The organism is candidate division WOR-3 bacterium (genome assembly GCA_029858255.1).
GTDB lineage: Bacteria > Hydrothermota > Tepidihabitantia > SM23-42 > SM23-42 > SM23-42.
The window spans coordinates 1-24,407 of the sequence record JAOUFJ010000017.1; the positions used below are offsets into that span (position 1 = coordinate 1).

The 24,407-nt window shown below is 48.2% G+C and carries 21 protein-coding genes; 17 read left to right on the top strand and 4 right to left on the bottom strand.

Features of this window, described 5'->3' with window-relative positions; translation table 11 throughout:
* Nucleotides 1-351: 351 nt before the first annotated feature.
* Genes OEV79_08020 through OEV79_08035 form a run of 4 tightly spaced genes read right to left on the bottom strand, consistent with a single transcriptional unit; the run spans nt 352 to nt 4,409 of the window.
* Entirely contained in the window at nt 352-1,428 is a 1,077-nt protein-coding gene (locus OEV79_08020; protein MDH4211380.1) for a serine hydrolase, read from the bottom strand.
* A 4-nt stretch (nt 1,429-1,432) separates the two neighbouring features.
* Nucleotides 1,433-2,365 carry a phosphotransferase gene (locus OEV79_08025; protein MDH4211381.1) on the bottom strand — a complete coding sequence of 311 codons (933 nt, stop codon included), beginning with the start codon at nt 2,363-2,365 and terminating at the stop codon, nt 1,433-1,435.
* Nucleotides 2,362-3,249 carry an NDP-sugar synthase gene (locus OEV79_08030; GenBank protein ID MDH4211382.1) on the bottom strand — a complete coding sequence of 296 codons (888 nt, stop codon included), beginning with the start codon at nt 3,247-3,249 and terminating at the stop codon, nt 2,362-2,364. The genes OEV79_08025 and OEV79_08030 overlap by 4 nt, the downstream gene beginning before the upstream one ends.
* A 2-nt stretch (nt 3,250-3,251) precedes the next feature.
* Nucleotides 3,252-4,409, bottom strand: coding sequence for a DUF1343 domain-containing protein (locus OEV79_08035; GenBank protein MDH4211383.1), 1,158 nt, complete (start codon nt 4,407-4,409; stop codon nt 3,252-3,254).
* 213 nt (nt 4,410-4,622) lie between these two features.
* On the opposite strand from OEV79_08035, the gene pilB (OEV79_08040) reads away from it, so the two are divergent.
* The 17 genes from pilB (OEV79_08040) to OEV79_08120 all read left to right on the top strand — a co-directional run bounded on the left by pilB (OEV79_08040) (nt 4,623) and on the right by OEV79_08120 (nt 24,392).
* Nucleotides 4,623-6,332, top strand: a complete 1,710-nt coding sequence (gene pilB / locus OEV79_08040; GenBank protein ID MDH4211384.1) for a type IV-A pilus assembly ATPase PilB — start codon at nt 4,623-4,625, stop codon at nt 6,330-6,332.
* On the top strand, nt 6,332-8,050 hold the full coding sequence (gene pilB / locus OEV79_08045) for a type IV-A pilus assembly ATPase PilB (protein ID MDH4211385.1): 1,719 nt from the start codon (nt 6,332-6,334) through the stop codon (nt 8,048-8,050). The genes pilB (OEV79_08040) and pilB (OEV79_08045) overlap by 1 nt, the downstream gene beginning before the upstream one ends.
* Before the next feature lie 33 nt (nt 8,051-8,083).
* Nucleotides 8,084-9,160 (top strand): type IV pilus twitching motility protein PilT, encoded by a 1,077-nt coding sequence (locus OEV79_08050; protein MDH4211386.1) that lies wholly within the window; start codon nt 8,084-8,086, stop codon nt 9,158-9,160.
* Between the two features lie 124 nt (nt 9,161-9,284).
* Nucleotides 9,285-10,490, top strand: a complete 1,206-nt coding sequence (locus OEV79_08055) for a type II secretion system F family protein (protein MDH4211387.1) — start codon at nt 9,285-9,287, stop codon at nt 10,488-10,490.
* A gap of 76 nt (nt 10,491-10,566) precedes the next feature.
* Nucleotides 10,567-12,033: an ATP-binding protein gene (locus OEV79_08060; GenBank protein MDH4211388.1), complete on the top strand. Its 1,467-nt coding sequence runs from the start codon at nt 10,567-10,569 to the stop codon at nt 12,031-12,033.
* A 90-nt stretch (nt 12,034-12,123) separates the two neighbouring features.
* Nucleotides 12,124-12,843, top strand: a complete 720-nt coding sequence (truA, locus tag OEV79_08065; GenBank protein MDH4211389.1) for a tRNA pseudouridine(38-40) synthase TruA — start codon at nt 12,124-12,126, stop codon at nt 12,841-12,843.
* A 44-nt stretch (nt 12,844-12,887) separates the two neighbouring features.
* A complete protein-coding gene (locus OEV79_08070) occupies nt 12,888-14,345 on the top strand; it encodes a trypsin-like peptidase domain-containing protein (GenBank protein MDH4211390.1) in 1,458 nt (485 codons plus the stop codon).
* Nucleotides 14,342-15,619, top strand: coding sequence for an adenylosuccinate lyase (gene purB / locus OEV79_08075; GenBank protein ID MDH4211391.1), 1,278 nt, complete (start codon nt 14,342-14,344; stop codon nt 15,617-15,619). Before OEV79_08070 ends, purB begins: the two co-directional genes overlap by 4 nt.
* A gap of 48 nt (nt 15,620-15,667) precedes the next feature.
* Complete coding sequence (locus OEV79_08080; GenBank protein ID MDH4211392.1) at nt 15,668-16,855, top strand: pyridoxal phosphate-dependent aminotransferase family protein; 1,188 nt, start codon at nt 15,668-15,670, stop codon at nt 16,853-16,855.
* Entirely contained in the window at nt 16,852-17,976 is a 1,125-nt protein-coding gene (locus tag OEV79_08085; protein MDH4211393.1) for an N-acetyltransferase, read from the top strand. The genes OEV79_08080 and OEV79_08085 overlap by 4 nt, the downstream gene beginning before the upstream one ends.
* A 122-nt stretch (nt 17,977-18,098) precedes the next feature.
* Nucleotides 18,099-19,190, top strand: a complete 1,092-nt coding sequence (locus OEV79_08090) for an isocitrate/isopropylmalate dehydrogenase family protein (protein MDH4211394.1) — start codon at nt 18,099-18,101, stop codon at nt 19,188-19,190.
* Between the two features lie 26 nt (nt 19,191-19,216).
* Nucleotides 19,217-20,461 carry an aconitase/3-isopropylmalate dehydratase large subunit family protein gene (locus OEV79_08095; GenBank protein MDH4211395.1) on the top strand — a complete coding sequence of 415 codons (1,245 nt, stop codon included), beginning with the start codon at nt 19,217-19,219 and terminating at the stop codon, nt 20,459-20,461.
* Nucleotides 20,458-20,949 (top strand): 3-isopropylmalate dehydratase small subunit, encoded by a 492-nt coding sequence (locus tag OEV79_08100; GenBank protein MDH4211396.1) that lies wholly within the window; start codon nt 20,458-20,460, stop codon nt 20,947-20,949. Before OEV79_08095 ends, OEV79_08100 begins: the two co-directional genes overlap by 4 nt.
* Nucleotides 20,950-20,968: 19 nt before the next feature.
* Nucleotides 20,969-21,478, top strand: coding sequence for an HD domain-containing protein (locus OEV79_08105; protein ID MDH4211397.1), 510 nt, complete (start codon nt 20,969-20,971; stop codon nt 21,476-21,478).
* Between the two features lie 47 nt (nt 21,479-21,525).
* Entirely contained in the window at nt 21,526-22,710 is a 1,185-nt protein-coding gene (locus OEV79_08110) for an acetate--CoA ligase family protein (GenBank protein ID MDH4211398.1), read from the top strand.
* Nucleotides 22,711-23,592 carry a succinate--CoA ligase subunit alpha gene (sucD, locus tag OEV79_08115; protein MDH4211399.1) on the top strand — a complete coding sequence of 294 codons (882 nt, stop codon included), beginning with the start codon at nt 22,711-22,713 and terminating at the stop codon, nt 23,590-23,592.
* A 35-nt stretch (nt 23,593-23,627) separates the two neighbouring features.
* Nucleotides 23,628-24,392: a citryl-CoA lyase gene (locus OEV79_08120; protein ID MDH4211400.1), complete on the top strand. Its 765-nt coding sequence runs from the start codon at nt 23,628-23,630 to the stop codon at nt 24,390-24,392.
* Nucleotides 24,393-24,407 lie beyond the last annotated feature (15 nt).

Here is a 24,407-nt window from a genome sequence, read left to right on the forward strand (position 1 = left end):
ATACTGGATTGTATAACAACACGGATGTCTACTATCCTGATCATCCAGGGATACCGGTATCCGATTATACTGATAAAGAGAATACTACAAAAATAGATTTGCAGATAGATTACCTCTTTTAAAGAACGTTGCTATCGTTACTCCCGTTGCGTTCGTTAATTCCGTTATTCCCGTTGCACTCGTTATTCTCGCTAGTATCGTTACTCCCGTTACGTTCGTTATTTTCGTTACTCTCGCTAATTGCGTTAAGGATAGATTATTGTTCGAGCGGAGTCGAGAACCAGGTTATGCCCCCGTTAACCGTTTTGATGATTGGGATTTTCATATTTGGTATTATTTAGGATTTCGTATTTAGGGATTAGTATTTTTGAGATGCATCGTTTGGGCAACGATGCTAACGACAGTGCGTCGTATCGGTGTCATCAATCCGAGCTGAACCTTCGGGTGCACTGCATTTGTGAGTAATATTATTATCAGATTTGACCGGGGCTCGACCGCGAGCATGGTGCCAGTGAATCCGGTGTGACCGAATGAATCAGGTGAAAGCGATCCGGGGAATGGATCTACGCGCCAACCGAGGTTGCGTTTTTCGTTTTTCCCTGCACACTCCTTTATCATCATAGACAGCGTATTTGGTTTCAGCAGCTCCGCACTCAGGTATGCTCTGGTTATTGTAACAAGGTCGGTAAGATTGGAGAACAATCCTGCATTGCCTGCAACTCCGCCATAACTGTAGTAGGCGTTGCCATCATGAACCTCGCCCTGGATCAAGTACCTGCGCCATTCGATACGAGAAACATCGCCGTGGCGGCCTGCCATTGTCCGTTCGTGTTCATTACCCAGCTCGGTTGCTGCAACTGTTTTTTTGTCAAATACAGGACCGAATCCAAGCGTATGGAACCCTAATTTTCTAGTCACATTTTGTTCAAAACAACTGTCGAGTCCCGTTCCGGCGACACTTTCGATTATCTTACCGAGTATTATATATCCTAAACAGGAATATACGGGTTCTTCATCAGTGGCGCTGAGATTGGATAGAAATTCGAGCCTGGTCGCCTCCGGTATCAGATATGTTGGATACCACGCCGGCAACCCACACGTATGTGTCATGAGTTGCCTGATAGATTTCTTTGCATTTGGTTTTCCCTTAAACACCGGCAGGAAATTCTCCAGTGCATGTTCGATGCTCAACATTCCTTTCTCCCACAAAAGCATCACCAATAGGGCGGTCACAAGCGGTTTGGTCAGCGATGCCAGGTCGAATACCGTATCCCCGCTCATGCGGACTTTCTGCGGTTTGATTTGTGCATAACCGTATGTCTTCTGAAAAAACGATGTACTGAGATTGCCGACCCAGCATACAAAGCCAGGGATTTTTCTTTTGTCAACCAGATCGGTGAGAAAATGGTCTAATTCGTTGAAGGCCATGATATCAGGCTTGTAGTGAGGATATTATTGAATGAAGCATCCTGTATTCAGTATCCTTCGATCCTTGTGCCAACAGTTGAATTCCGCGTGGTATGTATTTAAGAAAGTGGGTCTTGTTTTTGTTCAAAGAAAGATTAGCGAAGGCACCAAGTGCCTGCATGCCGCGCTGCAGCGCAGTCAGTCTGTAGATCTGCCATAATTCTTCCCGGGCGATAGCGATCCCCTTTTTCTGTAGCTGTGAATGGTAGTAGTTAAAGAGTTCGTACTCGGTTTGCTGGTCGACCTCTGCGTATGCATCTCTGAGCAGGGCTCCAAGATCATAAGTTAAAGGACCTATTCTCGCTGATTGAAAATCAATGATCCGGATTCTATTTTCCTTGTAGTATATATTCTGAGATTGAAAATCGCGATGCATTAGATAGTCGCTTATGGGTTCTGCCAATTGCAGGATGCGCTTAGCGATGCCCTCGAGGTCGATATCGATGCTCCTTGATGCGTCTTGCGTGATCCCGCAATATTGAATGAGAAAAAACTTGCGAAAATATTCTTGTTCCCAGCGTATGTGTTCGGCATCATAGTGACATTCTACGGAGACGCCGGGTCTGCCTTCTACTTGTAGCCGGATGAGTTCATCGATGACCTGCCTGTATATGGCATGCAGACCAATGCCCGACCTGCTCATTTCATAGAGAGAACGCGAACCGAGGTCTTCCTGCACCATAATTCTTTTCTCAATATCATACCAGTATATTTCCGGAACTGCGATTTTTCTTTTTGCCAGATGCTGCTGCAATTTCAGGTACTGCTCGACGTCTTTGTCGTAGACCATGATGAAGGGGGTATTGTCTTTTGTGCAGCGGAAGAACTCACGGTCGGAACCGCCCCGGTCGATTCTTTCTGTCAGCTTGTAGCCCTGGACTATATCACCAACCTTCATGCAACTGCTATCCTGAGGGAATCGGAAATCACACAATTTCGATAGCGGCCAGTCGAGAGCGAGGTTCCGGGCAGGACAATTGTGTTCTCCAGGCACACGCCTTTGGCGATTCTGCAATTGTCGGCAATACTTACGAATCCGCGCAGTTCTTCGGTTTCTACCCGGCTCGAGGGCGCGATGTAGATGGGTGATTGGTATTTTAGTCCATCAAGCGTGGTCCTTCCTTGTAACAAATCACCGTGTATTTTCCAATAATCATAGTATGAATTTATGTTGTACCAATGCATCACAGAAGGTATCCCCAGGATCGGTTCATTCTTTCTAAAAACGTTTCTTAGTACTTCGAGTATTGTGAATGCCGGTTTCTCGGGCAGAAAAGAGTATATTCTGCTCGAAAATACACCGATGCCGGCGTACGTGTACGGGGTTGAGTCGTAACCTAAAATCCGGTCGACCCGGTTTTCTTTATCGATTCTGAATTTTGTTCCCTGGTGACGGACCATCACCAGCGTGGCGATCGGTCTGTGTTTTTTGTGAAAATCAAAGATTTCTTCATAACTGATATCTGAAATCACATCAGCGGACTGCATTATGAAATTATCTTCAGTGAAATCTCGGAAATTAAGGAACGCGCCGCCCGTGCCTTTCAACATATCTTCTACCACTGGAAACACACGCCGGTCGTATTTTTTAAGATGATGTTCAATGATTTCATGTTTGTGGAATAGATTGATTCCGACGCATGATGCTCCTGCATTCAGGAGGCGTCCGAGGTTTATGTCGATCATGCAAGTGTCTACTATCGGAAGGAGTGGTTTTGGTATCACATCGGTTAATGGTTTCAATCTATTCCCGTAACCCGCCGCCAACAGTATAGCTTTCATAGTTAATAAAGTAGATATTTCTTTCTTGCCATTCTGTACTTTTTCAGCTCAGGCATCCAGCGCTCCTGTAATGTTCTGATCCTGGCGCCTTGTTCAATCCCTTCTCTGACCCAACGGTTACCGATCAGTATATCAAAGGGCATTTTCTTCTTCTCAAACTCATAAGGCGGATCACGCCAGCGGAAGGAGCCTGGGAAGAGCCGATAAAGTGTTCTGATAATTTCAAGACCTGCTGTTATGGGTTTGAATTTTCTGCAGTCCTTCACATATATTTGGAGACCTGCGCACAACTCGCCGCGATACTTATGAAAGGTTGGTATGAAGTGAACGGGCCTGAAAGCCGCTCCTGGGATGCGTTTTCTGTTGAGTTCACAGAGCAAGCGCTTGGCATCGACCCACGGTGCGCCGAATATCTCAAACGGCCGTGTTGTGCCTCGTCCCTCGGACACGTTCGTCCCTTCGATGAGACACATCCCCGGATAGATCATTGCTGTCGAGAAATGGGGCATGTTTGGCGAGGGCATGTTCCAGAACAGGGAAGTCTGATCGTAATGATCACTGCGGCGCCAGCCACGCATTTTTACTATTCTGAGATCGGCCTTTAAATTCTCTGTTTGGTTGAGCATGGCACACATCTCACCAATGGTCATGCCATGACGTATTGGTACGGAATAAAGTCCAACGAATGATGCAAAAGTAGCATCGAGCACTGGGCCCTGCACGTCAATCCCATTGAGCGGGTTCGGACGGTCGAGAACAAAGATGATCTTGTTGCTCTTTGCCGCTTGCTTTATCATCAACACGGCTGACCACAGAAACGTATAGTAGCGCGCGCCAATATCCTGTAGGTCGATGACAATCGCCTCAGTGTCCTCCAGTGCTGCCAGGGCGGGCTTTCGTTGTCTGCCGTACAGGCTTTGTATTCTTATTCCTGCGTCATGAGTCGAATCAGGGACGGCTATCTGATCCTGCAGAGCTCCGTGCAATCCGTGTTCAGGCGCAAATAGAGCCACGATCTTTGTCCTTTTTGCACTTGCGAGTAGTGAGATTGTAGGGATGAGCCTTGAATCACAGCATGAAGACATCGACAGCAGACCTATTTTCATCCCCTTGAGCGACCTGAAATCCTCGGTAACCAGGCGGTCAATACCTAATAACACATGGAAATATAGCATAAATAGTCATCGTGTCAACATGTGTCTGAGACAGGAACGAGGTAGACGATAAATGCGGGGGTATTCAATCAGAAAATGATTGCGTGGAATATGCTCAAAATCATTATGCTACATTTATGTCGATTTTTTAGCGTTTTTCCCCCGCAGAATGGTCTTTTCTCTTGACAAATTATTATTTATTTGTATTATTTATAGATTATGAAGCTCGGCGAAGTATTGGTAAATCAAGGGTTAATCAGCGAAGATATGCTGGCGCAGGCCGTTGAGGAGCAGAAGACAGATGGTGAAAGGCTCGGCGCTACACTCATTAGGATGGGCTTCATATCTGAAGAAGAATTACTGCAAGCGCTTTCGAAGCATTTCGGAGTAAGGTCTGTTGACTTGAGAGCAAAACAACCCAATGAATCAGTCCTGAAACTTCTGCCGGGTGATATCGCAGCCAAATACATGGTCGTTCCCGTGTCGAGATTCGGTCGCAAACTAACTCTGGCAATGCTTGACCCTCATGACATGGCTGCGATCGAGGACATAAAGTTCGCAACCGGTTTTGAGATCGAACCGGTTGTCGCTAATATTGAGGATATTGCGAAGATAATCGAGAGCCACTACCATGTTCAACGTATTTTCTCCGACGTCATGTTTGAAATGGACATGGCCGATGCCGCTGGTGACATGGAGAACAAGGGCGAAGTCGAAGTAAAGGAGAGAAAGGAAGAGGATCTGGCAAGCGTCGTTGATGACAGCGATAGCGGGCCTGCTCTCAAACTCTCCAGCAAAATTATCAGCGACGCGGTTATCCTCAATGTATCTGACGTACACATCGAGCCATATGAGAGTGACATGCGTGTCCGTTATCGAATTGATGGTATGTTACACGAGGTGATGAAACCCCCTAAGAAATTGAACAGGGCTCTGGCGACGGTCATCAAGGTCATGGCAAAACTGAAAGTTGAAGAGAAAAGGCTACCCCAAGACGGCCGGATAAAAGCCAGGGTGCAGAACAAAATCATCGACATCCGTGTGTCCACTGTTCCCACCCTCTTTGGAGAGAAGGTCGCGTTGAGAATCCTTGACCGGTCCGCGATTCAGCTGAATCTGGACCTCCTTGGTTTTGAGGCGGAGAGTTTGAAGTGCCTCCGCCGGGCAATAAAGACGCCGTACGGTATCGTCCTCGTGACTGGCCCAACCGGTTCAGGAAAAACTACAACACTTTACTCGGCCTTAACCGAGCTAAATGATCCCGGTTTGAACATTATCACTGCCGAAGACCCTATCGAATACTCACTCGGCGGTGTAAACCAGTTACAGGTGAACGAAAGAATAGGTTTGACATTTGCATCTGCCCTGCGGGCATATCTACGACAGGACCCGAATATCATAATGGTAGGTGAAATCCGTGACCTGGAGACTGCCGAGATTGCGATCCGTGCATCATTGACCGGACATCTTGTTCTTTCTACTGTACATACAAACTCGGCCGCGGCAACGGTGACAAGATTGATCAACATGGACGTTGAACCATTTCTCATTGCTTCAACCCTGCTGGCCGTTGAGTCGCAGCGGTTGTTGAGGAAGGTCTGTCCCAAATGCCGCAAGGAAATAGAATATTCAAATGAAGTTCTGACCGATGCGGGCGTCAATCCAAAGAAAATTGATTTCAAGCTTTATCGCGGTGATGGCTGCAAGCACTGCCGGGGCACTGGCTATAAAGGGAGGATCGGTGTGTTCGAGACGCTACTCGTGACTGCGCCGATCAGAGAGGCGATTCTGAAGAGAGCATCAAACGCTGACATTGAGAAAACTGCGGTTGGGGAAGGCATGATTACTCTCCGCGATTCTGCGTTGAACAAATTAAGGGATGGCGTGACGACCCTCGAAGAGGTCATCCGCGAAACAAAGGTGGAGTAGTGGAAGAGAAACTGGGAACCTATTTAGTCAAGCAGGGTCTTTTAACCGAAGAACAGTTGCGTGAAGCGGTGCGTGAGAAAAAAGATACCGGGCAGCGTCTCATAAGTATTTTAAACGGGCGCAACTATGTCTCAGAAGGCAAATTACTTGCTCAGTTGAGTAACCTCTACAGGATGGAGGTGGTCGATCTGGATTATGTAATACCAGATAAAAAAGTTTTGGATAGAATTCCGGCAGAAAAAGCATATCACTACGAAGTTCTGCCCATTGATGTCAAAGGTCGATACTTGACAGTCGCAATGGTCGATCCGACTGACATCAGTGCCATAGAAGACTTACGATTCATTACCGGTAAGGAAATCAGTCCGGTGCTTGCGTCGGAGTCAAGTATTCGTGATGCGCTTGATCGTTACTACAAAATGGAGAAAGGATTGGCCGAGGTTAGGGTGGAAGCCGCCACTGAAACGAAAGAACTGGACGTCGAGGACCTCGAACTGCTTGAAACGGGGTTTGAAGAGGACATTGAAGAAACCAAATTGCGTGCCGATGCTGAGGGTGGACCGGTTATCCGTATTGTTAATTTCTACATTGCGGATGCGGTTAACAAAGAAGCGTCGGACATACACGTCGAACCTTATGAAAAACACGTAAGAATAAGATTTCGTATTGATGGTGTGCTGCGCGAACAACAGCTGCCGCCCTTTAACATGAAAGCGGGTATTATAACAAGACTCAAGTTGATGGCAAAGATGGATATTGCCGAGAGGCGTCTCTGCCAGGACGGCCGGATCAATATCTTGGTTGGTACTAAGATGATCGATTTGCGTGTTTCGGCCATTCCTACGTTATACGGCGAGAAGATTGTGATGAGAATCCTCGACCGCAGTTCTCTGATGCTGGACCTGACAAAACTTGGATTTGGCGAGGATTCGCTGAAGAAATACCTAAGAAGCATTGAGAGTCCGTATGGCATCATATTGATCACGGGACCGACAGGGAGCGGCAAAACAACAACTCTGTATTCAACGCTTGCCCGCATGAACAGCCCCGACCGGCAGATCATGACGATCGAAGACCCGGTTGAGTATAATCTTCATGGTATCAACCAGATACAGGTTCATGAGGAAATCGGGCTCACCTTCTCCAATGCATTAAGGGCTTTTCTGCGCCAGGCGCCAAACATAATCCTCGTCGGTGAGATTCGGGACTCTGAAACTGCAGAAATCGCAATTCGCGCCGCACTCACCGGACATCTCGTTTTCTCGACGATCCATACGAATGATGCACCGACTACGATAAACCGCTTGATTGATATCGGTGTGCCACCTTATTTGGTATCGAGTGCTCTGATATTGATACAGGCACAACGTTTAGTACGGCGTATTTGTCCTCAGTGTCGAGAGAAAATAGAGGCAGATCCGAAGTTACTCGAAGAAGCAGGGATTCCGAAAGGTGCTCTGCCAGATAATATGATTTTTAGGGGAAAAGGATGCCCGAACTGTAATCAGACCGGATACAAGGGCCGTATCGGTCTTTACGAAGTCATGCCTTTATCTTCGGACATGCGTTCCATGATTCTGAAAGGCGCGAGTTCCGATGATATAGCCAAGCAGGCCGAAAAGGAAGGCATGTTTACGCTGCGGGATGACGGCATTGACAAGGTTAAACAGGGCGTTACTACTGTTGAAGAGTTAATGAGAGAGACAGTATCTTTCTAAGTAAGCATGGAGTTTAGAAATTAAGGAGGTAAAATGCCGGTTTCAATGAGGCAACTTTTGGAGGAAATGGTTCAAAGGAACTCTACGGATCTTCACCTGACAACGGGCGCGCCGCCGATGTTTCGTATAGATGGGGAATTAGTGCCGACCAATTACGAGATAATGACGCCAGAGGTCATACAAAACTTGATATACAGCGTGCTGAACGATCAACAGAAGAAGAAGTTCGAAATGGAATGGGAATTGGATTTCTCGTTCGGAATTGCAGGTTTATCCCGTTTCCGCGGTAACTGTTTTCAACAGCGGGGTAGCGCTGCAGCAGCTATTCGTACCATCCCCTTTGAGATCAGGGGGTTCAAGGAGCTCGGCATACCAGGCGTGGTCGAGCAACTGGCAAAAAGACCGAAGGGATTGATACTGGTCACCGGTCCTACCGGTTGCGGTAAGTCCACAACCCTTGCGGCTCTTATTGATCGCGTAAATAGTGAAAGGCGCTGTCATATCGTTAGCGTGGAGGACCCCATTGAGTATCTTTTCCGACACAAAAAAGCGATCGTTAACCAACGTCAGATAGGCAGCGACACAAAATCTTTCGCCAATGCGTTGAAGTATGTGCTGCGTGAGGATCCGGATGTTGTTATGGTGGGTGAGATGCGTGACCCTGAAACTATCGGCACAACGTTGACAATAGCCGAAACTGGTCATCTTACCCTTGCGACACTCCACACAAACTCTGCTGCTGAATCAATACATCGTATCATCGACGTGTTCCCGCCACACCAGCAGGGGCAAGTCCGGTCGCAGCTCGCATTCGTAGTTGAGGCGGTCTTGACTCAGCAACTGTTGCCAAAAATCGGCGGTGGCAGGGTCCTTTCCGCTGAGATCATGGTTGGTACACCGGCGATAAGAGCATTGATAAGGGATGAGAAGGAACATCAGATTTATTCATCAATCCAGGCCGGCCAGAAATATGGAATGCAGACAATGAATCAGGCGCTCTACACGCTGTATGCAAAACGGTTGGTAACGCTTGAGACGGCATTCGATTACTCACCCAATATTGAGGAATTCGAGCACATGGTGGAACAGAAGTCACCCGTGTTGAAATGAGAGATTAATGAGCGGGCTTTATTGTCTATTTATCGTAGCATTATCGGTTAGGTTCATATTCTACATTAATATAACAAGAGAGACAATGCACCCCGGCAATTCGGGGTCAGAATAAGGAGGTTCGATGCCATTATTTGTCTGGAAGGGTAGGACGGCCACAGGCGCCGCAGCAAGTGGTGAGATTGCCGCTAGTTCACAGGCCGATGTTGTCGCTGCTTTACGCCAGAAGAAAATAATTCCGACATCCATCAAGATCAAGGAGGAAAAGAAGGGTCTTGGGCTATTTGGTATTCGTGTTTCGCGACGTGCTCTGGCAGTCTTCACGAGGCAATTTGCCACGATGCTCAATGCCGGATTACCATTGTTGAGTTGCTTGGAGATCCTTGCCAAGCAGACAGAGAGTCAGGCTCTACGCCGGGTCTTGGGTGAGGTGAGAACTGACGTCGAGGGCGGTCTTTCTTTAGCCGATGCCTTGCGCCGTCAGCCAAAGGTTTTTGACAATCTCTACGTCAACATGGTCGAATCGGGCGAGACTGGTGGTGCACTTGATGTGATCCTCGTGCGTCTTGCGAATTATCTTGAAAAATCAGCCGCGCTCGTGCGCAAGATCCGTGGTGCCATGATATATCCGATCATCATTCTATCCGTGGCGATCATGGCGATTGCCATCCTTCTCATCTTCGTCATTCCGATATTCGCGAAAATGTTTGAAGGGGTGGGAGCACAACTACCTCCAATGACACAATTGGTGGTCGGGATGTCAAATCTTCTCAAGGTCTGGGCAATACCATTGGTGCTAGTATTCATTGCGTTTTTTACTATCGCACGACGTTGGCACAAGACTGAATCCGGGGCAAAGACGATCGACCCATTACTGCTGAAGCTTCCTGTTTTCGGTAACCTGATCCGCAAACAATCAATTGCGCGGTTATCGAGAACGCTCTCGACCTTGCTGTCCAGCGGTGTTCCTATCATCGACGCACTTGAGATTACCGCTAAGAGTTCCGGCAACTGGGTAATTGAAGATGCGATTCTAAAAGCACGCTCTTCTATCAAGGGCGGTGAGAATATTGCCGATCCGTTGACGAAGACCGCTGTCTTTCCTCCCATGGTGACTCAAATGATTGCGATCGGTGAGGCCTCTGGTGGTCTGGATGAGATGCTCGCAAAGGTCGCCGATTTTTATGATTCAGAGGTAGACCAGGCCGTTGAGAACTTGACCAGTGCACTTGAGCCTGTGATCATGGTCGTTTTAGGCGGGGTTGTTGGTTTCATAGTCATTTCAATGTACCTGCCGATCTTCCAACTCGCCGGAACAATTATGGAGTAGGGAAAAAGCGAAAACCGGCGTGTACTGTAGTAATGCGAGATGATTTTACTCGCCGTGTTGGCAGGGAAATACAGCAATGAAATATCCAGCTAAGATCAGCCGGGTTTCCGGTTTAATTGTACTTCATCCATTCATAGTAGCATTCATTCTGCTAACCTCTTATCCGCCTCTTTACCGTGAACCCAATCCTTCATGGTATTTGATCATCATGTCGGTCATACTCGCAGTAGCTTTTCTGTTATTACGCAGGATAATACCTGAGAATACCTTGCTCTACACAATATTCTTCTCCGATATTCCTCTGGTTGGTGCAGTTATTCACTATACGGGCGGGATTGAGAGCATGTTCCCTTTGTTATACGCGATCTTGATTCTGGCAAGTTCCATTTATCTATACAAACGCGGCGCGTATATCATATCGCTAACTGTTGCTCTTTTCTTCCTGGGGTTGGTATTCGTCGAGAGCCGCGGGATCGAAGGCTATACAGCCTCAATGGTAATGTATCGCTTTTATGTTTTTGCTCTCCTTTTTCTGTTGATGGGGATATTGAGCGGAGGACTATCTGAGAGCTATCTACGGCGGGTCGAGGAGGCTACCCGTCTCCGTCTGACGACCGAAGATATAATAAAGAATTTACCTTCTGGTGTGATAACCGTGGATAGCAAAGGCGACATACTGTATAGTAATATTGGCGACAGCCGGTTACGCGCCACGGTTCACCTACACGTCGCAAGGTTCTTGAAAGACCGCGGCACGAGGAAGTCGATAGAGTTGAAATTCGGTAACCGCTATTACGTAGTATCATATGCCTGCATATTCAAAGGCAAAGCCGGTCTTGCTATACTCCAGGACATGACCGAGATCAGGAAGCTTGAGGAGAATGCCAGAATTACCAGCCAGACAAAACTGCTTGCCGAACTGGGAGGTTCGCTCGCGCACGAAATTCGTAATCCTCTGTCGTCTATCAGGGGCTCGCTTGAGGTTATCCGTGACACTAAACGCCGCAAGAGCGTAGCACCATTCATCGACATTGCGCTGAAGGAAACAAAAAGATTGAATGAAATAGTAACCGATTTTCTTAATTTCTCTCAGTTCACACCCAAAAACAAGAACCGCGTAATGATAAGCGAAGTGATAAGTGAAGCGATACTTGGCAGCATGTTAAGAACTAATGAGCGAAAGCTGAACGTGAAGAGAAAGGATGCCGATTTCTTTGTGCTCGCCGACCTGAACAAATTGAAATCAGGATTCACCAATATAATCAATAACGCCTACGAGGTAAGCAAAAAGGATGGCACGATAGAAATTATTACATCTCAGAATACGAAATTTGGGCGTGTTGAGATCCGTGACCACGGTGGGGGTATGAAAAAGCAGGACCTTAAGAAGATCTTCGAACCGTTCTTCACGACGAAGAAAGGTGGCACTGGGCTGGGTCTTGCGATCGCCAAGAATATAATCGAAGCCCATGGCGGTAGCATTGTGGTAAGGAGCAGGTTCGGTACAGGTACTACATTTTCGGTCAGACTACCTCTGGCGTGATGCCAGCATTCCACAGCAGCCAAACAAAATCCCCATACTCTTTTGACAACTATTATTGATTTATGTGTTCTTTTGGCTATAATTGAACAGATGCGGAATTTGAGCGTTTTAGTTGAATATGATGGAACTCGTTTTTTCGGTTGGCAATACCAGCCAGCCAAGAGAACGGTACAAGGTGAATTGCAGAACGCACTAAGAAAGATCACCGGGGAGGAAATAAAACTGATCGGTGCCGGGAGGACCGATCAGGGAGTTCACGCGCTCGGGCAGGTCGCCAACTTTCATACAGAAACGCAGATTCCGCTGTTCTCTTTAAGAAAGGGTATGAACTCGTTGGTCGGGGATGACCTGTATGTCAAAGATATCGCGGTTGTTCCGGACGAGTTCCATAGCAGGTACTGGGCTAAGAGTAAAATCTACGATTACCATCTCACACTGGAGCCCTCGCCATTCAAGTTACGTTACAGTTGGTATCTCAAACAAATGCCTGATGTTACGATGATGCAAAAGTCGATTCCTTTACTCGCGGGAAAGAGGGATTTCAAGAACTTCTCAGTGCATAATGGAAGCGACAATACCTTATGCAACGTGCAGCAGATATCCGTAACGCATGAAGATACTCAGATCGTTGTCAAAATAGAAGGCGACAGGTTTTTACGTAAGATGGTTCGTGGCATCGTAGGTTTCATGGTTGACCTTAGCCGGCGAAGGTTCACGCTCGCCGATGTTCCAGCCTTTTTCGATGAACGCACAGGCGAGGTTAATTTTGCACCACCACAAGGTTTGTTTCTTAGTGAAGTTAAATATTGAGCGGTCGGTTTTTTCCAGGGGAGGATAAAATCCGAGTATTGAATATGAAACGCAGTGATTTTTTGCTTATCTTTGCAGGTATTATCATTGGCCTGGCTGCGGTCCAATTGTACATTTGGCTCAGGCCTAGACCCAGAACCTATTACTACGAAGATGCGCAGTTGGTGAGTCTTGGCGATGAGATATCCAGGCAGAGGGCAAACGCGATCGTTGTAGCGGCGCAAAAGGTCAGCCCCTCGGTCGTCTCGCTAACCGTCGTTCAGACGAAAGTCGTGTCTGCTTCGCCTTTCTATTCACCTTTCGCGGATGATTTCTTCCGTAATTTCTTCGGGGATTTTTTCCCGGAGCGCTACTACCGTCAGCAGATAAGGAGTCTTGGTACAGGATTGATCATATCCCAGGACGGTTATATTGTAACAAATGAGCATGTGATATCGAACGCGACTCGTATTAATATTACGCTGCCGGACAGCCGCCAGTTTGAGGGGCTTCTGATTGCTGCGGATGTCACTCATGACCTGGCCCTTCTCAAGATCGATGGGGCCGAATTTCCTTATGCTGAATTGGGGAATTCGGATGAGTTGATGATCGGTGAATGGGTCGTCGCGTTCGGTAATCCCTTCGGTTTTCTACTTGAAGACACACGGCCTACGGTGACGGTCGGAGTTGTCTCGGCATTGAATCGCTCGATCAAGTCGACAAGGGAAGACCGGATATACAAGAACATGATCCAGACCGATGCCGCGATAAATCCTGGTAATTCTGGCGGGCCTTTGGTCAATGTTCTCGGGGAGGTTGTCGGCTTGAATACGGCGATATTTACCTCGGGTGGCGGATCTGAAGGTATTGGATTTGCCCGGCCGATAAACGATGTTAAGAAATTCATAGATGAAACTCGCCAGCACGGACGGGTGAGAATCCCGTGGGTCGGATTATGGATAGCCGAGGTCGCTCAGGACAGCACCACACCCGTGCAAGTCCGGGAGGGCACTGTTGCCGTCAGCGCGGTTGACTCTGAGAGTGCTGCGAGCAAAGCAGGGATCAAAGATGGTGATCGGATAGTTAGCATAAACGGGAAGACGGTTTCAGGGATTGCAGACTGGAACAGATTGGTTGCGAATGTCTACGTTGGCGATAAGCTCGATTTAACCCTGAAGCGTAAGACCGAAACGATAAATGCCAGCTTTGTGGTCGAAGAATTCAAAGAATCCGACCTTCTCAAAACGAGGGTCGTGGTTTACGGTATGCATGTTCAGGACATAAATAAAGAACTTGTTCGTAAATATAGTCTTGCATATAATGAGGGTGTGGTTGTTACAAAGGTCGATCCAAACAGCCTGGGTAATAGACTCGGTATTGCGCCGGGTGATGTAATTCTGATGGTCGGCAATACACGCATCCATAACAAAACAGATTTCCAGAGGGCATCAAAGTACCAGCGTGATATGAGCATTATCATTGACCGTAATGGTCGTATTGTCCAACTTTATTTAGGATTATGATAAAACGTTATCAGACTGAAGGACTTACCAGGATACTGAGCCAGGAGTATAAGTTTCAGGTATGGCTTGATGTTGAAAGGGTCGTTGCCGAAGTCGAAGAGGCTGAGCATATCATACCAAAGGGATTGAGCCGCAGATTGAAGAAGGTCAAGGTGACGCCGGAGCGGGTAGAGCAAATCGAGAAGATAACGAATCATGACGTCATTGCATTCCTTGAGGCTGTACGCGAGAGGGTTACGAAAGAAGGGCGGTGGCTCCACTTCGGGATGACTTCCTACGATCTCGTCGATACCGCCTTCGTCCTGATCATTATACAGGCAACTGACGTTATTCTGAAAGACATTAGTCGATTATGCGAACAACTGCATAGACTCAGTATAAAATACAGGAACTGCCCTCAAATAGGGAGGACGCATGGTGTCTTTGCCCAGCCAATTACCTTCGGCTACAAGGTAGCATCGTGGTACGAGGAGGCGCAGAGAAACCATAACAGGTTATTGAACGCGAAGAAGAACATATCATACGGCAAATTATCTGGCGCTGTTGGTACTTATACAATTTTACCACCGCGGATCGAAAAAAAAGTCATGCGGAAATTGGGTCTTAAACCAGAACCCGTGAGCACTCAAGTTTTGCCGCGGGATCGTTTCGGAGAACTGGCTGCAGCTTATACCCTGTATGCGTGTGGGCTGGAACGCATCGCCACTGAGATACGCAACCTTTCGCGTTCCGAAATAGGGGAAGTCTCGGAGCCTTTCACTAAGGGGCAGAAGGGTTCATCGGCCATGCCGCACAAAAAGAACCCGATCATCTGCGAGCGGGTATGCGGACTTGTTAAGGTCATCCGTGGCTACATGTTCAGTTGCCTGGAAAATGTGAGTTTGTGGCATGAAAGAGACCTCACGAACTCATCCGTTGAACGTGTGATCTTTCCTGATATGCTACACCTGGTACACTATATTACCGAAAAGATGCTGTGGGTCATCGGGAACCTTCAAGTATTTCCGGATCGCATGAAGGAGAATATTGATATGAGCCAGGGTGTGTACGCATCCCAGCGTCTTATGAACGCGCTCATTGAGAAGGGCATGGAACGTGTACGCGCTTACAGCATCGTGCAGAAAGCATCCTTCGTGGCAGTTCAGACGAAGACTCATCTGAGAACGGTCGCCAAGTCTGACCGCCAAATCAACGGGTTTCTCGACGATGCGGAGCTCGACAAGATATTCGACATGAAATGGTTCCTCAGACACATAACCACCAAGAAGAGATGAAATATGGCCAATATTGACTTGTTCGTGCCTATGTGTATAATTGCCTAAATGGATCTATTCAAGAAGTGCGATACAATCGTTAAAACGGTAGAAACAGCGAAGCAGTCAGGGATATATCCCTATTTCACGCCCATCGAATCCACCCAGGACCATCGTGTTAAAATTCATGGTGAGGAGTACATCATGATCGGCTCAAACGGCTATCTTGGTCTTGCGGCTGATCCGCGGATGAAAGAGGCTGTTATCGATGCGGTGCGGAAATATGGTTCAACGTGTTCCGGGTCACGTTTTCTCAATGGGACGCTCGACATCCACTTAAAGCTGGAAAACGAACTCGCTGAATTCTTCAATAAGGGAGGGGCTGTTGTCTTTTCTACCGGGTTCCAGACCAATCTTGGTATCATATCCTCGATCGTCGGCAAGGATGACATTATTATTATCGACCGTCAAAATCATGCTTCGATCATCGATGGATGTCGTCTGTCATTCGGTGTTGTCAAAAAATATCCTCATAACAACATGGAGGAGCTTGAGCGGATACTCCAGTCTCTGCCGGACGATAAAGGGAAGCTCATTATCGTCGATGGAGTCTTCAGCATGGAGGGTGATCTGGCCAACCTCAGTGAGATTGTGCGGCTGAAAAAGAAGTATAATACCAGGCTCCTTGTTGATGACGCGCACGGCATCGGAGTGCTTGGGGAGCATGGGCGAGGTGCCTGCGAGCATTTTGGAGTGTTAGATGATGTGGATCTGATAATGGGGACTTTCAGCAAAGCATTTGCGTCGCTCGGTGGTTTCGCCGTTGGGGAAAAGGATGTGATTACACACATAAAACACACGGCGCGGGCGTTGATCTTTTCAGCCAGCATGACACCTGCGGCGGTCGCGAGCGCTCAGTTTTCACTGGATATAATCAAGTCCGAGCCGGAACGTCGGCGTCGGCTCTGGGAAATAACCGAGCGTATATTAGAAGGTTTCAAGAGTATCGGACTCGATGTGGGGGAGTCTGAGACCCCGGTAGTGCCGGTAATCGTAGGCGCCGACGAGACCTGTTTCATGTTGTGGAAGATGTTATTTACCAATCACGTGTTTGCCAATCCTGTGATATCTCCCGCGACACCTCCAGGCCGGGCGTTGATAAGGACCAGTTATATGGCAACACATACCGATGAAGACATAGAGATAGTACTCGATACTTTTGCCAAATGCGCCAGGGAAATCGGGTTGATAAAATGATTTCGATTGTCCATGTCGGAAACGAAGAGCAACTCAAAGAATTCGTGGAATTCCCATATCAACTTTATAAGAATGATAGGTACTGGGTTCCTCCACTGAGGAAGGACGTGTATCATCTGTTCGATATGTCCCAGAATCCTTTCTGGGAGCATTCGGAGCGGGAGTTGTTACTTGCTTATCGAAAAGAACATCTGGTCGGTAGGATAGCGGCAATCGTGGACCGAAATTATGTTGAATGCTGGAAAGAGAACACCGGGTATTTTGGTTTCTTTGAATGTGAGAATGATGCCGAAGTAGCGCAGGCACTCTATGCAGCGGCGGGAAAATTCCACCGCGAAAAAGGTATGGACAAATTCATAGGACCGATGAATCCGTCGACGAATGACGAATGTGGATTTCTGCTGGAGGGATATTTTTCGTCGCCCTTTATCATGATGACCTTCACCCCAGAATACTACCACGATCTTGCACTGGCATCGGGCTTGAAAAAAGCCAAGGACCTCTACGCATATTACGTCAATACCGACGATGCACCGATCGAATACCTTGAGCGTATCACATCCATCGTCCGCCGGCGCATCCAGGATATAAAAGTCCGTCCTGTTAACATGAATGATTTCTCGAATGAATTAAGAAAGATCCGCGAAATTTACAACGATGCTTGGAGTCCCAATTGGGGTGCTGTGGCGATGACCGAATCGGAATTCAAAGAAATAGCCAGGGTCCTCAAACCCCTGCTAGTGCCGGAATTAGTGATCGTAGTCGAGGTAAATAACATACCAGTTGGGGTATCGTTGAGCGTCCCCAATTATAATGAGGTATTGAAGAAGCTCAACGGCAATCTCGGTTTGATCGAGATGCTAAAATTCCTCTACTACAAACGGAAGATAACGGAAGTCAGACTCGTGATCATGGGTGTCCGTAAGGAATTTCAAAAAATGGGTCTGGAATCACTGTTATATCTGGAGTCCTTTAAGGCGGGTAAACGACTCGGGTACAAGGGAGGCGAACTTTCCTGGACTCTGGAGGACAATCACCAAGTCAACAACGGCATCAAGAAAATGGGGGGGAAGCTTTACAAGAAGTGGCGTATCTATCAAGGTACGGTCAATCAACAATAAAAAAAGAGAATCGAGATCTGCATTCGACGGCTTCGGCGTGTCCGGCGAAGTGGTACATCTATGCAGGTACAGAGGACTGGTTTCCTCATTGAGTTACGGCACTGATCGCAAAGGAGAATGAGATGGCAAAACATAGGATCGCCTGGTTGCCAGGTGATGGTATTGGTAAGGATGTACTCGATGCGACCAAGATAGTCCTTGACAAAATTGAATTTGATGCAGAATATGTGCACGGCGATATCGGTTGGGAATTTTGGTGCAAGGAAGGGGATCCCCTTCCAACGAGAACGATCGATCTGATGAAGGATACCGATGCGGCAATGTTCGGAGCGATTACTTCAAAGCCGAAGATGGTTGCGGACAAAGAGCTTGATAAAACATTGCAGAACAAAGGTTACGTATACCGGAGTCCGATCGTTCGCATGCGGCAGTTATTCGATCTTTACATTTGCCGCAGACCGTGTCGTGCCTACCCTGGTAATCCATTGAACTATAAAGAGAACATTGATTTTGTCATATTCCGGGAAAATACCGAGGACCTTTATTCAGGTGTTGAATACTATCCGGTACCCGAAGAGATGTTGAAGATAAAAGGCATGGAAAAAGTGGCGCGAGATGCTGCGATTTCCATCAAAGTTAATACTCCGAAGGGGTGCCGGCGGATAATCGAAGCGGCATTCGATTTTGCCAGGAAGGAGAAGCGCAAGAAGGTGACGTGCGTCCACAAGGCTAATGTGGTCAGGGCAACGGATGGACTGTTTCTTGAGATCTTCTATGATGTGGCGAAATCATATTCTGAAATCCAACCGGATGACGCGAACGTTGATTCACTCTGCCAGTGGCTGCTGAAAAGACCCCATGATTACGATGTGCTGGTTGCCCCGAATCTCTACGGTGATATCATTTCTGATCTGTGCGCCCAGATGACCGGCGGGCTGGGTTTCGGTTCAAGCGGCAACATAGGGGTCGATTACGCAGTATTCGAACCAACTCACGGATCTGCACCGAAGTATGCAGGCATGTACAAGGTAAATCCTATAGCGACGGTTCTGGCTGCCAGGATGATGCTCGAATGGCTTGGTGATACGAATGCGGCAAAACGGGTGGAGGATGCCGTCTCAGCGGTCATAAGAGAAGGCAAAACCCGCACCTATGACATGGGTGGCAATGCTACGAGTTTAGAGATGGCCGAAGCGATCGCTGATAAATGTTAGAGGGAGATTTAATCATCTAAATAGAAATGACCATCATTGAAAAGATCTTCTCACGTGCGGCCGGCAGGGATGTTAAGCCCGGTGACTATTTATGGGCGAGGTTGAACCTTGTTGCCATGCGTGATTTTGGCGGTCCCAATGTCATTCAGGAATATGAAAGTTGCTACGGTACTCAGCCGGTGTTCGACCCGGACAGGGTAGCGATAACTTTTGACCTCCATATTCCGGCGCGTAATGAGAAGGTTGCAGAGAACCAGAAGATACTGCGGGATTTTGCGCGGCGCCAGGGTGTGCGACTGTTCGATGTGAATACAGGCATAGGGCAGCATATACTCTTAGAGAACGGCTTGGTGAAACCATGGGATGTTATCGTGGGTACTGACAGTCACATGAATCTCCTTGGAGCAGTGGGTGCCGCCGGTTTTGGCATGGGTACTACTGATATAGCCGGTGCAATGTACAAGGGTAAACTCTGGTTCCAGGTCCCGGAGACGATTAAGATCGAAGTCAGCGGCAAATTCATGGATTTTGTTGGAGCGAAGGATCTAATTCTTTCGATAGTCAAAGAACTCACGACAAGCGGCGCCCTCAATAAGGCGATCGAATTTTCCGGCGAGACCGTAGCATCCATGAATCTGTCGGAGCGTATTACCGTGACCAGTCTTGTTACCGAGATGTCCGGCGATGTTGGTTTCATAGTACCGGATGAACAAGTGCTGGATTTTATCAGGGTACGCACCGAAGAACCGCTTGAGCGAATATCGGCAGACCAGGATTCAAGATACTGTGAGACCTACGAGTTCTCCGTCGACGATCTTGTCCCCCAGGTGGCCTGTCCTCACTCGCCCGATAATGTGAGGGATGTGGCCGATGTAGCCGGGGTAAAGGTCGATCAAGTTTTCATTGGTTCTTGTACGAATGGCCGTCACGAAGATCTGCAAACGGCCGCAAGAATATTGAATGGGCACAGGATAAGAGATGGGTTGAGATTGGTCGTTGTGCCGGCGACAATCGACGTGGCAAAGGAGGCGGTGCGTTCTGGTGTTCACGAGATTTTCCTTGCCAGCGGCGCGGTCGTTACCAACCCAGGTTGTGCTCTCTGTACGACCGGGCATCCCGGGATACTCGCTCCAGGCGAGACAATGGTTTCTACTTCCAACCGTAATTTTGTGGGGAAACTCGGCAAGGGTGCGAATGTGTACCTTGCATCGCCTGCGACCGCCGCAGCGACAGCTCTGAAGGGTGAGATTACTGATCCGAGGAGTTTATGACGGCGAGAGGACGTGTTTGGAAATTCGGTGATGATATCGATACAGACCAGATCTATCCGGGCAAGTATCTGCCCTTGACTGACAAGGCTGAGATGGCGCGTCATGCGATGGAAGGCACTGATCGGGGTGATGAATTCAAAAGCGGCGTGAGCACCGGTGATATTATTGTTGCCGGCAGGAACTTCGGTTGCGGTTCGTCACGCGAGCACGCGCCAGTAGCAATCAAGGGTATCGGGATAGCGGTTGTGATTGCCGAATCATTCGCACGTATATTCCACCGGAATTGTGTGAACACAGGTTTGCCGATCTTAATATTGGAAAATACCGGAAAGCTGGCCGATGGCGACATTTTGGAGATTGATGTGAGTAGCGGATCGATAAAAAACGAGACACGCGGTGAAAAGTTGCAGGCGCGTACTCTGTCGGCACTTGAGATCAAGATAATGCAGGCAGGTGGTTTGCTGGAATATCTCAGGCATACTGAGTGAAATGTAGAGAGGGTGGTATATGGATCGAAAATATATCGAAGACATTTTTCCACAAATAGACAAAATAGAGAATAAGGAATTGCGGGATGGTGTCGTCAAAGCGTGGCTACTTGCGATCGAAAAGGGAAAATGGGACAAAATAGATGACGTTCCTTTCACGCTTCTGGCTAAGGTGGAAGCCAGTTTGATAGAGCATACCAGGACCGTTACTGACATGGCAATGGCGATAGGGCAGACAAGGAAAGACCTCGATATGGATGTTTTGATTGCAGGTGCCCTTGTGCATGATGTGGGTAAACTGCTCGAATATGAGCGGCAAGGCACAACCATTACAAAGAGCGGGTACGGAAAACTGGTCCGTCATCCGGTCTCAGGCTATGGTCTTGTCCTCGAGGCAGGCTTGCCGGTCGAAGTTGCCCATATAGTCGCTGCACATTCAAAAGAAGGCGAAAGCGTAACCCGGTCGCCGGAAGCGATCATAATCCACCATTGTGATTTTATTGATTTCGATATTGCGAAGACGACTTAGCGCCTAGCTCTTGCATTGACACCCGGAGTAAATATAATAGGACACCTATGAGACTCTACGAATATGAAGGAAAAAGGATCTTTGCGCGGTATGGTTTGCCAGTTCCTCCCGGTGTCGTGATCGATTCGAACAGCTATCAGCAATTGGACAAGGTAACATATCCTGTAGTGATAAAGGCCCAGGCCTTTGTGGGCGCCCGCGCTAAATCCGGCTTTGTTCAGTTTGCCTCTAACCGTGATGAGGCCCGGGAAAGGATTTCTTCGATATTGGGTAAAATGCATGGCGGCCACAGTATTGAGCGTGTTCTGGTTGAGCAGAGAATAAAGATCAAGCGGGAACTATATCTTTCGGTCATAGTTGACCGCCTCCAGCATCGGTTCCTGGTAATGACCAGCCGGCATGGCGGCATTGATATCGAAGAAGTGGCCCGCTCTAAACCGGAAGAATTATTAAAGTTCTACTTGAACACCGGTGCGGATATGCATGCTTTTATGGCTCGAACGATCGCCAGCGGATTGGGATTGAACGGTGCATTGCTAAATGCTGGCGCAGGGGTGATCCTGGGGCTTTACCGCCTCTTTCTCGGTTACGACTGTAAAGTCGCCGAGATCAATCCCCTCGTTGTGACGGAGGGTGACAGGCTGTTTGCGCTCGATGCAAAGGTCGATCTGGATGAGGATGCAATGTTCCGCCATCCTGATTTGAAGGAAATGGGCATCACAGCCCGGCATGAAGTTGGCGAATTGAGTGAGCGTGAGCGGATCGCGAAAAAGGCTGGGATTCCTTATGTAGATCTCGATGGTGATATCGGAGTTTTCCCCGGTGGCGCGGGTTTCGGTATTGCGGCAATTGATTTGATACAGCATTACGGCGGAAAGCCGGCGAATTTCATGGATTCTGGCGGAGCGCCGACCCAGGAGAAATTACGCGCTATGCTCGGACTATTGCTCGATAATCCGCGGGTGAAGGCTATTTTTGGTGCAAGATTTGGCGGCATATCGCGTTGTGATGATTGGGCGAAAGCCGTTGTTCAGTATGTGATCGAGAAAAAACCGGTGAAACCAATGGTGATGAGAATGGCCGGCAATATGGAAGAACAGGGGAGGAAAATAATCGAACAGGCGAAGAGTGAACATCCTGAACTCTTTCAGAAAATAACGGTCTATGCGTATGATATGCCTATCGAAGAGGTGATTAAGGAAACGATACGTGCTGCCAAGGCGGAGAAATAGATGTCGATAATAATCGACAGGAATACAGAGACAATTGTGCAGGGGATCACCGGGACCAATGCTGCGCTGCATACAAAATTCATGCGGGAGTATGGGACGAGGATAGTAGGTGGTGTCACGCCGGGCAAAATTGGTCAGGAAGTCGAAGGTGTTCCTGTCTATGATACGGTCAGGGATTGTTTGGTTGAACATCCCAATGTGACAGTTTCGAGTATCTGGGTACCTCCCCGTTTTGCCAAAGATGCGATCCTTGAAGCGGTCGAAGCTGGTATCAAGCGTATTGTTGTGATCACCGAGAGAATACCGGTTCATGATATGCTGTATGCACGGCGGGTGGCAAAAGAGAATAACGCGATGATCATAGGCGGCAATACCCCCGGGATCATTTCACCGGGCAGAGCCCTGATCGGCATGTTGCCAAAAATCGCTTTTCAATCCGGTCGTATCGGAACGGTCGCACGCAGCGGCGCCGTAACTTATTATATTGCCAATTCGCTCAACCTTGCCAGGCTCGGTGAATCCACGTCCGTGGGATTGGGCGGGGATCCAATATTGGGTACGAATTTCGAGGACGTACTGAGGCTGTTTGAAGAGGATGATGAGACCGATGCCGTGGTAATGGCAGGTGAGATAGGCGGCGTGTATGAAGAACTGGCCGCTCCATACATCAAGGAAATGTCGAAACCCGTAGTGGCCTACATCACTGGTAAAGCGGCGCCCCAGGGAAAAAGACTGGGTCATGCAGGTGCCATAATCGAAGGAAACATGGGTACGGCAGCCAGTAAGATCAGGGCATTGGATGAAAACGGAGCGCTCATTGCAGAAACTCTCAGCGAGATACCCATGTTAGTGAAAAAGGCACTCGGCCACGAAGCACAGTGAGGTTAGACAATCATTGTGGTTGATGAGGAGGAGGTATGTGGAAGACTGGTATTTCGAAGATTGAACCTAATCATATTGTAACCCGAGGTTATCGGCAGGAGGATCTGATCGGTAGCGTTCCCTTCGCCTCTGTTTTTTTTCTTCTTTTAACCGGCAAAATGCCGGACAAGAATGAGGCATCTATGATCGACGCTCTCATCACCTCTTCGGTCGATCATGGCGTAACACCTCCCACGACGCATGCAGCGAGATTGGTTGCCTCTGCCGGTGTTCCACTGCCGACTGCAGTAGCGGCCGGAGTGCTTGCTGTGGGTGATGTGCATGGTGGCGCAATTGAGGAGGGAGCCCGTATTCTGCAGGAATGGGTTAAGAAAGGTAAAGAGAACGGTTGGTCCGACGGGACGACCGCCCGCGAGTTGTTGAAGCATCTAAGTGATACGCAGAAACGAATGCCTGGTTTCGGTCACCGTATTCACAGTCAGGACCCCCGGACACGGCGTTTGTTCTTGCTTGCCAAGGATCTGGGTTTTGAGCGTGAGCACGTGAAGCTATCTCTGGCAATCGAGCAGGAATTCGCATGCAAGAAGGCGCTGCCAATAAATGTCGACGGTGCGATCGCAGCAATCATCTCTGACATGGGTTTTGACTGGCGGCTTGGAAAGGCATTTTTTCTCATTGGCAGGGTTGCAGGCATGATCGCACATGTTTATGAAGAAATGACATCGGAGAAGCCGATGAGGCGAATGTGCACACAGGAGACCGAATATGACGGACCGTGGGAGAGATCCTCTGAAGAATAGAGATACAGGGTGCGT